The organism is Bradyrhizobium tropiciagri (assembly GCF_018130505.1).
Classification (GTDB): Bacteria; Pseudomonadota; Alphaproteobacteria; order Rhizobiales; family Xanthobacteraceae; genus Bradyrhizobium; species Bradyrhizobium tropiciagri_B.
In genome coordinates this window covers 223,100-236,988 of record NZ_JAFCKH010000013.1, presented here as the reverse complement: position 1 = coordinate 236,988, position 13,889 = coordinate 223,100, and the positions used below count along the sequence as shown (strand labels likewise).

Below are 13,889 nucleotides of genomic sequence, written 5' to 3'. Positions count from 1 at the left end.
CGTTCTGCGTCACGCGGATTTGGCCGCGCGCGGCCGCGAGAATCGGCGCAGCAGCAAGGCGACGGCGAGCGCGCCGGCCAGCAGCAGCGCGATATCGGCGGCCAGCGAGTTCAGCACCACCGACGCGAAGGCGAGCAGCGCCAGCACGACATTGAGCGCGAACACACTGCCGATGACCTGCCATACCGAAAAGCCGTTGTCGGTCGCGCGCTGATAGAAGTGCGAGCGGTGCGCGGCCCAGAACGCTTCGCGCCGCGCCATGCGGCGCAACAGCGTCACGGTCGCATCCGCCAGATAATACAGCGGCAGCAGCAGCGCGGCGGCGAACTGCTGGTGCCAGGCGAGCTCGAGCAGGCACCAGCCCAGCAAGAGGCCGATCGGCAGGCTGCCGACATCGCCGAGGAATATTTTGGCGACCGGCCGGTTGAACGGCGCAAAGCCGAGCAGCGCGCCGAACAGCGCGGCGGCGACGATCGCCGTTGCCGCCGGGACGTGGCCGAGGCTGCCGAGCAGGGCGACCGCCACCGTGATCGGCACCGCTTCGGCCGCGGTCATCAGGTCGAGCCCGTCCATGAAGTTGACGAGGTTGACGAACCACAGGCCGCCGATCAGCAGCAGGGCGCGTTCGAGCAGCAGCGGGCAGGCCGGAACGATCCGCAGCTCGGCGGGCGCGGCAAACACTACGGCGGCGACCGCGGCGGCCTGCAGCAGCAGGCGGGGCACGACGGGCAGCGGACGGATGTCGTCCGCAAAACCGACCACCGCGATGAACAGGCCGGCGGCGAACACGGTGAGCGGAACCGTGAGGTCCGGCGATCCCGCCAGCGCGATCACGATGCCGCCGGCGAGCAGCGTCGCCACCACGACCGCGATGCCGGCGCCCTGCGGCGTCGGGATCCGGTGCGAGGAGCGCGCATTCGGCTTGGCCAGCGCCACGCGCAGCAGCAGCGGCCGCGTCGCCTGGATCAGGAGTGCCGAGAGCGCCGCGGCGAGGATCGCTGCGATCAGCGACAGGAGGATTTCGAAACTGGTCATTCTGGCCGGCTATTGCGATACGGGGGCTTCGATCGGCTCGGAGCCCTTGGCGGCTTTTTCCGGGCTCAGGATCCATACCAGGCCGCCGAACACGCCGACCACGAACGACACCGCGCCGAACAGCAGCGAGATGTTGACGCCTTCATTGGCGGCCAATCCGGCATAGCCGAAGGCGAGGCCCATGGTGGCTTCGCGCACGCCCCAGCCCGCGATCGAGATCGGCATCATGGTGATCAGCATCACCGGCGGCAGCAGCTGGAAAATCTCGCCGAACGTGACCGGCGCGGCGATCGACTGCACCACGCACCAGGCGATCACGACCGCCATCACGTGGATCAGCACCGACAGCACCGCGACCTTCAGCCCGTGCGCACGGCTGAACAGCACCCGGTTCGCGATCACGGCGCAAGCATGGATGTGATGCGTCCCCCACCACCGCTTCAGCCAGGGCCAGGGCAAAACGCCGATCAGGAGGAAGCCGAATCCGGCGCAGAGCGCCGCCAGGTCGAGCAGCAGCAGCGCCGTCCAGCCATGGAAATCGGAGATCAGCCGGTAGCTCCACGGCAAGGTCGCGCCGATCACCACGGCCAGCGCGATCAGCCCGACCGCGCGATCGACGAAGATCGAATAGGTGGCGGCGCGCCAGCCGGCGCCGTTGCGGGCGACGAGCCACAGCCGCACCGCATCGCCGCCGATCGAGGAGGGCAGCGTCTGGTTGAAGAAGGTGCCGATGACGTTGAAGCGCATCGCCTGCGAGGTCTGCAGCGGCGCGCCGCACTCGACGCCGATCTCCCGCCAGCGCAGTACGCCGAGGAAGATCTGCAGGAAGGTGATCGCGATCGCCAGCGCCAGCCAGCCGAGGCTCCCCAGCTGGATGCGCGAGGCGAGGTCATGCAGATCGACCTTGCGCAACGAGAGATAAAGCAGCGCGGCCGAGACCAGGATCTTGAGTGCAGAAAGCAGGATTCGGCGCATGTCGCCCGCGCTAGCCAGTTCAGAATGTGTCAAAAACAGCGCAAAACGCCTTCGCGCGCCCAAATTCGCCGGCCTTGGTATGGTTTCTGCGACGATCTGGCAATAGGCGGACCGGGTCCCTATTGCGGCAGGCTCGATCCGGCGGCTAAAGAGGCCGGAACGGGGACAGTCAGCCGCATACCGGGGGTTTACGATACCACCAAAGTGCCGCCGGACCTTCGGGTTTGAGTGGTATTGCTCCCGTGGTTTCCCGGGCAACCGGGCCGTTGACGCCGGCGGCCTTCCCGCGATCTTGATGTGTCATCCACCGACCTGACAGGACTTGAGGCATCGATGAACCGACGAATTATCCCCCTGATCATGTGCGGCGGCGCGGGCACGCGGCTGTGGCCGGCCTCCCGCGAGGTGCATCCGAAGCAGTTCCTGTCGCTGTTCGGGGCGCGCTCGACCTTCCAGGAGACGCTGCTGCGGGTTTCGGATGCGGCCTCGTTCGAGCGTCCGATCGTGATCACCAACGAGGCCTACCGCTTCATGGTGCTGGAGCAACTCGCCGCGATCGGCCTCGAGGCCGACGTGCTGCTGGAGCCGATGCGCCGCGATTCGGGCCCGGCGATCGCAGCCGGCGCGGCGTTCGCGCAGAGCCGCGATCCGGATGCCATCGTGCTGGCGCTCGCCGCCGATCATCTGGTGCGCGACACCGCGGCCTTCGTCGCGGCTTGCCGCGAGGGGCAGGCGGCGGCGGAGCAGGGCCGCATCGTGACCTTCGGCGTCCGGCCGGAGCGTCCCGCCACCGAATACGGCTATATCAATCCCGGCGAGACCGTCGCCGGCGAGGTGAGGGCGGTGGCAAAATTCGTCGAGAAGCCGGACGCGGCGACCGCGGCGGGCTATATCGATGCCGGCTATCTCTGGAACAGCGGTAACTTCATGTTCCGCGCAGCGACGCTGCTGGACGAGTATCGCAATGTCGATGCCGACAGCGTCGCCTCGATCGAACAGTCGGTGACGGATGCGGCGCGCGATCTCGGCTTCGTCAAGCTCGACGTGCCATCCTTTGCCGCCGCGAAGGCGATCTCGATCGACTATGCGGTGATGGAGAAGACCTCGCAGGCGGCGGTGGTGCCGGTGGCCTGCGGCTGGTCCGACATCGGCTCGTGGCGCCAGGTCTGGGAGCTTTCCGACAAGGACGGCCAGGGCAATGCGGCGCGCGGCGTCGCCGTGTTCGAGGATTCCCGCAACTGCAACGTCACCACCGACCGCGCGCTGGTCGCGCTGGAAGGCGTCGACGATCTCGTCGTCGTCGCCACCCAGGACGCCGTGCTGGTGTCGCGGCAGAAGGACGCCAACGGACTGAAGCGCCTGGTTGCGAAATTGAAGGTGACGGCGCCCGAGGTGACCGAGAGCCACATCAAGGTGCATCGGCCCTGGGGCTCGTACCAGTCGGTCGACAATGGCGAGCGCCATCAGGTCAAGCGCATCGTCGTCAAGCCGGGCGGACGGTTGTCGCTGCAGAAGCACCATCACCGCTCCGAGCACTGGATCGTGGTGCGCGGCACCGCGCAGGTGACCGTCAACGAACTGGTCAAGACCGTGCACGAGAACGAATCGATCTACATCCCGATCGGCGCGGTGCACCGGCTGGAGAACCCCGGCAAGATCCAGCTCGAGCTGATCGAGGTGCAGACCGGCAGCTACCTCGGCGAGGATGACATCATCCGCATCGAGGACGACTACCGGCGCAGCTGAGGTTGCGAGAACCACCCGCGGCGTCGTCCCGGCCTAGTGCGCACTTGCGCACGGGGCCGGGACGACGTGGGGTGATTGCCTCGCCAGGCTCCCCACGACGGGCGGACGTCATGTTGGCGCAATCTTCCGCCACGAACCTCCGCAGACCGGGTTCCGATGCCCAAAAATGAGTCGCGGGACGATGTAACTCTTTGAATCAAAACGTGTCCGGATATCGTTGTTGGCATTCGCCACATCTGTGACGCCGTGCTATAGCGGCTGCCAACGAAGCGGGTCGTGGTTCGCGTCAAAACGCCAAACAGGGATAGCCTCTTGCGCTGATTCCCTTGGGAGCCGGGGTGGCTCCCAAAATAGGCCGGGACAACCGCCAGAACTTCACTTGGGGTCTACGATATGAATGCAAAACTGTCCGCGCCCGGCGCGAAGGCCGATATCAAGCGCGCATTGCGTGTCGGCGTGATCGGGGCCGGGGTCATGGGCAGCAACCACGCCCGCGTGCTGGCCGGGTTGCCGGACGTCGTGCTGATCGGCATCGTCGATCCGCTGCCGGAGCACCGGGCACGGGCCACCGAACTGGTCGGCTGCCGTGCGTTCGAGACGCTGGATGAGCTGCTCGCCGAGGGCGTCGACGCGGTGACGATCGCGGCCCCCACCCACCTGCATCACGAAATCGCGCTGACCTGCATCGCGCGCAACATCCACATCCTGGTCGAGAAGCCGGTCGCCTCCACCGTCGAGGAGGGCCGCGAGATCGTCGAGGCCGCGCAGCGCGCCGGCGTGACGCTGATGGTCGGCCATGTCGAGCGCTTCAATCCGGCGGTCGCCGCGATCAAGCAGGCGATCTCGGGCGAGGACATCCTGTCGATCGGCATCACCCGGGTCGGCCCGTTCCCGCCGCGGATGTCCAATGTCGGCGTCGTGATCGATCTCGCCGTGCACGACATCGACCTGATCCGCTGGTTCACCGAGTCCGATATCGTCGAGGTGCAGCCGCAGCTGTCGAGCGCGGTCGCCGAGCGCGAGGACATCGCGCTGCTCCAGTTCCGCACCGCCTCCGGCGTGCTCGCCCACATCAACACCAACTGGCTGACGCCGTTCAAGGCGCGCAACGTCACGGTGGCGACCCGCGGCAAATATGTGATGGGCGATCTGCTCACCCGTCAGGTCACCGAATGCTTCGGCTTCAAGCCGGACGGCAGCTATTCGATGCGTCATCTGCCGGTCGGCCACGACGAGCCGCTGCGTGCCGAACTGATCGCCTTCCTCGATGCCGTCAGAACCGGCAAGCTGCCGGCGGTCTCCGGCGACGAGGGCGTCGCCAGCCTCGAGATCGCGATCCGCTGCCTGGAATCGCCGGCCCGGCCCGCCGCAACGACGGTGCGCAAGGGTCCGCGCCGCGTCGTCGGCTGATCATCCTTCAATAAAAACACGCACGAAAAGACTTCATGAACCAGCACATGCGTCCCGAACCCATTCCGTTCATCGACATCGCCGCGCAGCGCCGGCGGATCGGCAAAGCGATCGATGAGGCGGTCGCCCGCGTGCTCGACCACTGCCAGTTCATCAACGGCCCGGAGGTCACGGCGCTCGAGAAGGCGCTCGCGGACTATTCTGGCGCGAAGCATGTGGTGACCTGCGCCAGCGGCACCGATGCGCTGCTGATGGTGCTGATGGCGAAGAATGTCGGCCCCGGCGATGCCGTGCTGTGCCCGTCCTTCACCTTCTGCGCGACCGGCGAGGCGGTGGCGCTGGCGGGCGCGACGCCGGTGTTCGTCGACGTCGACGAGGCCACCTTCAACATCGACGTCAATTCGCTGAAGCGCGGCATCGCGACCGCGAAGGCGCGCGGCCTGAAGCCGGTCGGCGTCATCCCGGTCGACCTGTTCGGCCAGAGCGCCGATCACGATGCGGTGGCCGCGGTCGCCAAGGCCGAAGGCCTGTTCGTGCTCGACGACGCCGCGCAGGGTTTTGGCGCCAGCTTCAAGGGCCGCAAGCTCGGCACCTTCGGGCTTGCGACTGCGACCAGCTTCTTCCCGGCCAAGCCGCTCGGCTGCTTCGGCGACGGCGGCGCCATCTTCACCGATGACGACGAGCTCGCGAACACGCTGCGCAGCATCCGCGTTCACGGCCAGGGCTCGGACAAGTACGACAATGTCCGCCTCGGTCTCACCGGCCGGCTCGACACCATGCAGGCTGCGGTGCTGATCGAGAAGCTGAAGATCTTCGACGACGAGATCGCCGCCCGCAACGTGGTCGCCGACCGCTATGCGCGCGGGCTCGGCAACCTCGTGACCGTGCCGCGGCTCGCTGCCGGCTGCACCTCGGTGTGGGCGCAATACACCATCCGCCTGCCCAAGGGGACCGACCGCGACGCGTTCGCGGCGGCGCTGAAGGCGCAGGGCATCCCGACCGCGATCTACTACACCAGGTCGATGCACCAGCAGACCGCCTATCGCAGCTTCCCGGTCGCCGACGGCGGCCTGCCGGTCAGCGAACGCCTGTCGGAGGACGTCATCAGCCTGCCGATGCACGCCTATCTCGACGAAGCGGCCCAGCAGCGCGTCATCGAGGCGGTGCGTGGTGCGCTCTCTTCCTGATACGCCATTTTGACGTAGGCTGATCATGCGCTAAGAAGCAGCGCATGCTCGGGCGCATCTTCACCGTCGGCGGCTACACGCTCCTCTCCCGGGTGACCGGATTCGCGCGCGACATCATGCTCGCGGCGATCCTCGGCGCCGGCCCGGTCGCCGACGCATTCTTCGTGGCGCTGCGGCTGCCCAATCATTTCCGCGCGATCTTCGCCGAGGGCGCCTTCAACGCCGCCTTCGTGCCGGCCTATGCCCACGTTCGCGGCGAGGGCGGGGAGGCCTCGGCGCGGCTATTCGCCGACCGCATCTTCACTCTGCTGCTCGCCTCGCAGGTGATCCTGCTGGTGGTGGCGATGCTCTTCATGCCGCAGGCGATGAGCATCCTCGCGCCCGGCTTCACCGAGGACGCCTCGCAGCGCCAGCTCGCGATCGAACTGACGCGGATCACCTTTCCCTATCTGCTCTTGATCACGCTGGTGACGCTCTACGGCGGCATGCTCAACGTGATGCATCGCTTCGCCAGCGCCGCGGCGGCGCCGATCTTCCTCAACCTCGCGATGATGATGACGCTGGCGCTGGCCGCGTTCTTTCCCAGCGCAGGCCATGCCGCGGCCTGGGGCGTGCTGATCTCGGGCTTCCTGCAGTTCTTCCTGCTCGCGGGCGACCTGTCGCGCCATGGCGGTCTGCCGCGCTTCGCGCCGCTCAAGCTCGACGAGGACGTCCGGGCCTTCTTCCGCGCGCTGGGCCCGGCCACCATCGGCTCGATGGGGACGCAGGTCGCGCTGTTCGCCGACACCATCATCGCGACCTTCCTGCCGGCCGGCGCGCTGTCGGCGCTGTACTATGCCGACCGCCTCAACCAGTTGCCGATCGGCGTGATCGGGATCGCGATCGGTACCGTGCTGCTGCCGGAGATGTCGCGGCGCCTCTCGGCCGACGATCACACCGGGGCGATGGCCGCGCAGCGCCGCGCCTTCGATTTCACGCTGCTGTTCTCGGTGCCGTTCGTGGCGGCGTTCCTCACCGTCGCTGATCCGATCATGCGCGCGATGTTCGCCCGCGGCGCGTTCTCCAAGGCCGATGCCGCCACCGCCGGCGCGACGCTGGCGGCCTATGCGGTGGGGCTGATCCCCTTCGTGATGATCCGCAGCGCGGTCGCGACCTTCTATGCCCGCAAGGACACCGCGACCCCGGTGAAGGCGGCGCTGACTGGCGTTGCCGTCAACGTCGCGCTGAAGATCGCGCTGGTCTCATCGCTGGCCCAGGTCGGCCTCGCGCTGGCGACCGCGGTCGGCGCCTGGGTCAATCTCTTGCTGGTGCTGTTCTTCGCGGTGCGCCGCGGCTTCCTCGTGCTCGACCGCGCGCTGCTGCGCTCGTTCGGCACGTTTGCGATCTGCGGCATCCTGCTCGCGGTGGCGCTGTGGCTGACCTCGCACTTCGCCTATGTCTGGTTCGCACCGATGCAGTTCCTCCGCGAGGAAATGATCCTGCTGCTGCTGGTCACCGTCGGCATCTTCGTCTACCTGTTATCGATCCTCACGCTGTTCGGCCGCGGCTGGATTTTCGCGCTGCGACGCGTGTAGCACTCCGTAGCGGGTCAATGATTTGGATTGGCCGCGATCGCCAAGGGCGCGCGCTACTGCGGGGCATCTGCGCGATTTCGGAATAATGAAAATATACTACTGAGTTGCCCGACGCGTCAAGTTGCTTGTTTCGAGCGCCGGCGGCCGCCTGCTACTTTGCATGGGGTTGTTTTCGCCACTTTGAGAGAGCGTCCCCTCGAGGGGAAGTTCTTCGCTGCACCGATATGCGAAGCGCGTCCCCTAGACGCGCTTCCGTCTCGGCTGGATCCGCCATGCCTCGCGCTCGATGCTGGCGGCGACCAGTGGCGCCTGGTCGGCGGCGACCGGCGGGGAGAAGACGAAGCCCTGCACCACGTCGCAGTCGAGCCCACCGAGCACGTCGAGCTCGGCCGGCAGTTCGGCGCCTTCCGCGACCACCGTCATGCCGAGCCCGTGCGACAGTGCGATGATGCCGCCGAGCAGCTTGCGCTTCTCCGGCGCGGTGGAGATGCCGTCGACGAAGGCGCGGTCCACCTTCAGGCAGTCGAAGGGCAGGCGGGTCAGATAGCCGAGCGAGGAATAGCCCGAGCCGAAATCGTCGAGCGCAAGGCGAGCGCCGAGGCCCGACAGCGCCGTCAGCGTACGGCTGATCCGCTGCTCGGTATGATCCACGAACAGGCTTTCGGTCAGCTCGAGGCAGAGCAGCTCCGCCGGGAAGCCGGTCTCCGCCAGCACGGCCGAGACCGCCGTTTCGAAGTCGACGTTCCAGATCTGTGCCGGCGAGACGTTGACCGAGACGGAGCGCGGCGGCAACCCGGCATCGAGCCAGGCGCGGCCCTGCCGGCAGGCCTCGCGCAGCACCCACAGGCCGAGATCGACGATCAGACCACTGCTCTCGGCGATCGGGATGAACTCGGTCGGCGAGATCGGCCCGCGCTCGGGATGGGTCCAGCGCAGCAGCGCTTCGAAGCCGGTGACGCGGCCGGTCCGCAGGTCCATCTGCGGCTGGTAATGCGCCTGGAGGGCGCCAGTCTCGACGGCGTGGCGCAGATGCCGGCTGAGATCGAGCCGTTGATCGACCGCCTGGGCATAGACCGGCTCGAACAGTTTTGCCCGGCCGCGACCGGCCTCCTTGGCCATGTAGAGCGCGAGGTCCGCGTTGCGCACGGCGGTCTCCGCGGTTGCGCCATGCTCGGGCAGGCGGGCGATGCCGATGGTGGCGCCGACGCAGGCCTCGCCCTCGGCGAGATCGACGGGCACCGACAGTTTTGCGATCAGCCGGTCGGCAAGCCCGGTCAGCGCGGCGTCGGACATGCCGTAGTCCTCGGCCAGCACCGCGAATTCGTCGCCGCCAAGCCGGGCGATGAAGGTTCGCGTCCCGAGTTCCTGCCGCAGCGCGGCCGAGACCTGGATCAGCAATTTGTCGCCGGCGGCATGGCCGAGGGAGTCGTTGACCTCCTTGAAGCGGTCGAGGTCGATCAGCAGCAGCGCGCCGCCGCGGCCATCCACGGCGCAGCCATCGATCAGGGCGGCGAGCTGGCGCGTGAACAGCGCGCGGTTGGCCAGCCCGGTCAGCGGATCGCTGTAGGCGAGCTGCTCGAGCTGACGCTCGGCGTCCTTGCGTTCGGTGACGTCCTGCACCGTGCCGATGATGCCGATCACCTTGTCGTGGACGATCTCCGCCTTGCAGATCACGGCGAGATCACGCGCGGTGCCGTCCGCGTGCAGCATCCGCAGGTCGGTGGCCTCGGTCCGGCGGCTGCGCAGCACCCTGTTCTGCACGTCGCGGAAGCGGTCGGCGTCGCTGCCGAGGAAATAGGGCCTGATGTTGGCATAGCTCGGCTGGAACGTATCGGGGTCGAAACCGAGCAGCTGGTACAGTTCGGGCGACCAGATCGTGCGCCCGGCGTTCAGCCGGTAGCTCCAGGTGCCGATCTTGCCGAGCTGGTGGGCTTCCTCCAGCGCCCGCGTGCGCTGGTCGAGCAGCGCCTTGGCCGCCCTGAGCTGGGTGATGTCGCTGGAGGTGCCGCGATAGCCGAGGAAGCTGCCGTCATCGGCGAAGATCGGCTTGCCGCTGGTGCAGATGCTGACGCGCGATCCGTCCGTGCCGATCAGCGTATATGTGAAATTGCGAAAAGGGCGGTGGGCCTCCATGTCGGCCCGGTGCCGCGCCATCGCATCAGTGTCCTCGGGCGCGTACGACAGTTCCCAACGCGCCCGCCCGCCGGCGGCCACGCTCTGGAAGGCCGCATTGCCGGCAAGCGACTTGGGATAGGGCAGCAGCCGATGCGCCGCGTCGCTCTCCCAGCACCAGTCCGAAGCGGTGCTGACGAAATCGGCGAGCCGCTGCTCGCTCTCCGCGAGGCGCCGCAGCGCCGTGGTCTCCTCCGTAACGTCGCGCACGATGCCGGACACGCGCCGGACCTGACCGCTGGGGTCGAATTCCGCCTCGCCATGCACCACGCAGTCGAGCACGCTGCCGTCCGGCCTGCGCAGCTTCGTCTGCACCGCATAGGGCCGCCCTTCCGCCCAGCAGGTCGCGTAATGCGCCTGCAGGAGCTTCCGGCTTTCAGGGAGGTAGCGCTCGCGTACCGTCGCGATCGGGATGAAGCCGTCGACTGTATCGAATTCGTAGAAGGCGGCGAACTCGGGCGATATCCAGAGATCGGTCGCAGCCGCGCTGCGCGACTCCCAGTAGCCCATGCGGGCCATCCTGATGGCGCATCGCAGCGACCGTTCTTCATGCCAGCGGTGACGCGCTACCCCCGTGGGGGCTTGCCCCTGCGGCAACCTGCGAACGGCCATCGGTCCCCAACCAAAACGCCAACGTACAATTACGCGGCAGATACGCTACCACACGGTTCGACAACCTTGGAGCGAAGCCGGTCACAATCGGGGAATCCTCGGCATATTTGGTGTAGTTTCCGTGAATCCCGCGACCGGCCCAAAGCCGTTTGCGCTTACCCGACAACCACGCCAATATGGCGGAACAAGAAGACTGCAACCGGAGAGATTATGGCAGCCCCCATCAAATTCGGCGTCGGACAGAGCGTGCGGCGCAAAGAAGATGACGCCCTGATTCGCGGCAAGGGCCGCTACACCGACGACGTTGCCCCGTCTCCCGCACTGCACGCGCTGATGCTGCGCTCGCCGCATGCGCACGCGACCTACACCATTGACGTCGGCAAGGCCCGCGGCATGGCCGGGGTGGCGCTGATCCTGACTGCCGACGACGTCGCCGAACTCGGCGGCCTGCCGTGCCTGTTCAACCTCGAAACCGATCCGTTCACCGCACCCCCTTACCCGATCCTCGCCAGGGACGAGGTGCGCCATGTCGGCGACGCCGTCGCCTTCGTGGTCGCCGATACCGTCGATCACGCCCGCGATGCGATCGAGGCGATCGACGTCAAATGGACGCCGCTGCCGGCCGTTGCAGGCCTCGCCAATGCCGTGAAGAAGGACGCACCGCAGGTCTGGCCCGACAAGCCCGGCAATCTGCTGTTCGACGTCTCGATCGGCGATAAGAAGGCGGCGGATGAGGCGTTCGCGAAGGCGCATGCGGTGGCCGAGATCACCATCGTCAATCCGCGCGTCATCACCAACTTCATGGAGACGCGCGCGGCGGTCGCCGAATACGACGCCAAGAAGGATCACCTGACGCTGACGATCGGCAGCCAGGGCAGCCATCGCCTGCGCGAGATCCTCTGCGACATGATCCTGAAGATGCCGAAGGAGAACATGCGGGTGATCTGCCCGGATGTCGGCGGCGGCTTCGGCACCAAGCTGTTCCCGTACCGGGAATACGCGCTGATCTCGGTCGCTGCGCGCAAGCTGAAGAAGACCATCAAGTGGACCGCCGAGCGCTCCGATCACTTCATGGGCGACGCGCAGGGCCGCGACAATCTCACCACCGCGAAGATGGCGTTGGCCGAGGACGGCAGGTTCCTCGGCATGGATGTCGACCTGATGGGCGACATGGGCGCTTATCTGTCGACCTTCGCGCCCTACATCCCGCATGGGGGCGCCGGCATGCTGCCGGGCCTCTACGACATCCAGGCCTTCCACTGCCGTGTCCGCACCGTGTTCACCAACACGGTGCCGGTCGATGCCTATCGCGGCGCGGGCCGCCCCGAGGCTGCCTATGTGATCGAGCGGCTGGTCGATGCCGCTGCGCGCAAGCTCGGCATGACGCCCGATGCAATCCGGCGGAAGAATTTTATTCCGCCGAAATCGCTGCCCTACACGACCGCGACGGGCAAGGTCTACGACTCCGGCGACTTCGTCGCGCACATGAAGCGCGCGATGGAGATCGCGAACTGGAAGGAGTTTCCAAAGCGCGCCAAGGCCGCGAAGAAGGAAGGCCTTGTGCGCGGCATCGGCATGGCAAGCTATGTCGAGGTCTGCGGCACGATGGGCGAGGAGACCGCCAACGTTGCACTCGATCCCAATGGCGACATCTCGATCCTGATCGGCACGCAGTCGAGCGGGCAGGGCCACCAGACCGCCTACGCGCAGATCGTCGCCGAGCAGTTCGGCGTGCCGCCTGAGCGCGTTCACGTGCTGCAGGGCGACACCGACAAGATCGCGACCGGGCTCGGCACCGGCGGCTCGGCCTCGATCCCGTCGGGCGGCGTCAGCGTGCAGCGCGCCACGCACGACCTCGGCAACAAGCTGAAGCAGCTTGCTGCACAGGCGCTTGAAGCCGGCGCCGGCGACCTCGAGATCGCCGATGGCCGCATCCGCATCGCCGGCACCGACCGTTCGATCAGCTTTGCCGATCTCGCCAAGCGGCCCGGCAGCAATGCCTCCGACACAAATGCCAGCGCGACGTTCGCGAGCGCCGACGGCACCTATCCGAACGGCACGCATCTCGCCGAGGTCGAGATCGATCCCGCCACCGGCATCATCAAGATCGTCAACTACGTCATCGTCGACGATTTCGGCGTCACGCTCAATCCGCTGATGCTGGCGGGCCAGGTGCATGGCGGTGCGATGCAGGGCATCGGCCAGGCGCTGATGGAGCAGGCGGTGTACAGCCAGGCCGACGGCCAGCTCGTCACCGGCACCTTCATGGACTACGCGCTGCCGCGCGCGTCCGATGGGCCGTCCTTCGTGTTCGAGACCAACAACGTGCCCTGCACCACCAATCCGCTCGGCGTGAAGGGGGCAGGCGAGGCCGGCGCAATCGGCTCGTGCCCGGCGGTGGTCAACGCGATCGTCGAGGGCTTGCACCGCGAGTACAAGATCGACCACATCGACATGCCGGCAACCCCGGAGCGGGTCTGGATCGCGATCCGCGAGGCACAACGCCAGCATAATCTCTGATAATGATAAAATGTCGCAGGCGGGATGAAGGTCCCGCCTGCGGTGTTTGCAAACAAGCCCGGCGCAGACCGCGGACCGGGGGCAACCGGAATTGAGGGGATTTGCGATGAAGCGGATTGTCGTCGTTGCAGCGGTGCTGGCTTTCAGCGCCGGTGCGGTCGTTGCGCAGCAGGACCAGGTCAAGCAGACCCAGGCCCAGATGAAGGAAACCGGCAAGAATGCCGGCGCATTGGGGGCGATCGTCAAGGGCGAGAAGCCCTATGATCAGGCCACCGTTAATACCGCGCTGGCAACGTTCGAGGACACCGCCAAGAAGCTGCCGACCCTGTTCCCCGAGAGCACCAAGGGGCTCAAGCCGGATGGCGACTACTCCGCCTCGCCGAAGATCTGGGAAGACAAGGCCGGCTTCGAGCAGCACATCGCGAGCTACGCCAAGGCGGTCGCTGATGCCAAGGGCAAGATCAAGGATGTCGACACGCTGAAGGCCGAGCTCGGCGCCATCGGCAAGCAGTGCGGCGGCTGCCACGAGACATTCCGCCTCAAGAAGGGCTGATGATCACATCTCCGCGCGGATCGCGCGACAGGCAATCAAGAAAGGGCGGACGCCGCGAAGCGTCCGCCCTTTTTCGTTGTGCCGGCATTCTTCTTGTTGGAACGA

Annotated in this window: 9 protein-coding genes; 6 read left to right on the top strand and 3 right to left on the bottom strand. The window is 66.8% G+C overall.

Features of this window, described 5'->3' with window-relative positions; translation table 11 throughout:
- Positions 1-9 precede the first annotated feature (9 nt).
- Positions 10-1,035 carry a glycosyl transferase gene (locus tag JQ633_RS30070; RefSeq protein WP_211988939.1) on the bottom strand — a complete coding sequence of 342 codons (1,026 nt, stop codon included), beginning with the start codon at positions 1,033-1,035 and terminating at the stop codon, positions 10-12.
- A 9-nt stretch (positions 1,036-1,044) separates the two neighbouring features.
- Positions 1,045-2,010, bottom strand: coding sequence for a lysylphosphatidylglycerol synthase transmembrane domain-containing protein (locus JQ633_RS30065; protein WP_211988938.1), 966 nt, complete (start codon positions 2,008-2,010; stop codon positions 1,045-1,047).
- 333 nt (positions 2,011-2,343) lie between these two features.
- Here JQ633_RS30065 and JQ633_RS30060 point away from each other — a divergent pair, with 333 nt between their 5' ends.
- From JQ633_RS30060 to murJ, 4 genes are all read left to right on the top strand, one after another.
- The gene (locus JQ633_RS30060) at positions 2,344-3,756 is read left to right on the top strand and encodes a mannose-1-phosphate guanylyltransferase/mannose-6-phosphate isomerase (RefSeq protein WP_211988937.1); all 1,413 of its coding nucleotides are present in this window, start codon (positions 2,344-2,346) and stop codon (positions 3,754-3,756) included.
- Between the two features lie 393 nt (positions 3,757-4,149).
- Positions 4,150-5,166, top strand: coding sequence for a Gfo/Idh/MocA family oxidoreductase (locus JQ633_RS30055; RefSeq protein WP_433995706.1), 1,017 nt, complete (start codon positions 4,150-4,152; stop codon positions 5,164-5,166).
- Between the two features lie 35 nt (positions 5,167-5,201).
- Entirely contained in the window at positions 5,202-6,353 is a 1,152-nt protein-coding gene (locus JQ633_RS30050) for a DegT/DnrJ/EryC1/StrS family aminotransferase (protein WP_211988936.1), read from the top strand.
- A 44-nt stretch (positions 6,354-6,397) separates the two neighbouring features.
- A complete protein-coding gene (gene murJ, locus JQ633_RS30045) occupies positions 6,398-7,927 on the top strand; it encodes a murein biosynthesis integral membrane protein MurJ (protein ID WP_211988935.1) in 1,530 nt (509 codons plus the stop codon).
- Between the two features lie 240 nt (positions 7,928-8,167).
- On the opposite strand, the gene JQ633_RS30040 is transcribed toward murJ, so the two are convergent.
- Positions 8,168-10,609: an EAL domain-containing protein gene (locus tag JQ633_RS30040; RefSeq protein WP_211988933.1), complete on the bottom strand. Its 2,442-nt coding sequence runs from the start codon at positions 10,607-10,609 to the stop codon at positions 8,168-8,170.
- Positions 10,610-10,921: 312 nt separating this feature from the next.
- On the opposite strand from JQ633_RS30040, the gene JQ633_RS30035 reads away from it, so the two are divergent.
- On the top strand, positions 10,922-13,231 hold the full coding sequence (locus tag JQ633_RS30035) for a xanthine dehydrogenase family protein molybdopterin-binding subunit (RefSeq protein ID WP_211988931.1): 2,310 nt from the start codon (positions 10,922-10,924) through the stop codon (positions 13,229-13,231).
- 106 nt (positions 13,232-13,337) lie between these two features.
- On the top strand, positions 13,338-13,784 hold the full coding sequence (locus JQ633_RS30030; RefSeq protein ID WP_211988929.1) for a c-type cytochrome: 447 nt from the start codon (positions 13,338-13,340) through the stop codon (positions 13,782-13,784).
- Positions 13,785-13,889 lie beyond the last annotated feature (105 nt).

Excerpts from the sequence above, each read along its gene's own strand:
- JQ633_RS30055 (WP_433995706.1), top strand. The coding sequence starts at position 4,150 with ATGAATGCAAAACTGTCCGCGCCCGGCGCGAAGGCCGATATCAAGCGC.
- JQ633_RS30065 (WP_211988938.1), bottom strand. The coding sequence starts at position 2,010 with ATGCGCCGAATCCTGCTTTCTGCACTCAAGATCCTGGTCTCGGCCGCG.
- JQ633_RS30060 (WP_211988937.1), top strand. The coding sequence starts at position 2,344 with ATGAACCGACGAATTATCCCCCTGATCATGTGCGGCGGCGCGGGCACG.
- JQ633_RS30070 (WP_211988939.1), bottom strand. The coding sequence starts at position 1,035 with ATGACCAGTTTCGAAATCCTCCTGTCGCTGATCGCAGCGATCCTCGCC.
- JQ633_RS30030 (WP_211988929.1), top strand. The coding sequence starts at position 13,338 with ATGAAGCGGATTGTCGTCGTTGCAGCGGTGCTGGCTTTCAGCGCCGGT.
- murJ (WP_211988935.1), top strand. The coding sequence starts at position 6,398 with ATGCTCGGGCGCATCTTCACCGTCGGCGGCTACACGCTCCTCTCCCGG.
- JQ633_RS30035 (WP_211988931.1), top strand. The coding sequence starts at position 10,922 with ATGGCAGCCCCCATCAAATTCGGCGTCGGACAGAGCGTGCGGCGCAAA.
- JQ633_RS30040 (WP_211988933.1), bottom strand. The coding sequence starts at position 10,609 with ATGGGCTACTGGGAGTCGCGCAGCGCGGCTGCGACCGATCTCTGGATA.
- JQ633_RS30050 (WP_211988936.1), top strand. The coding sequence starts at position 5,202 with ATGAACCAGCACATGCGTCCCGAACCCATTCCGTTCATCGACATCGCC.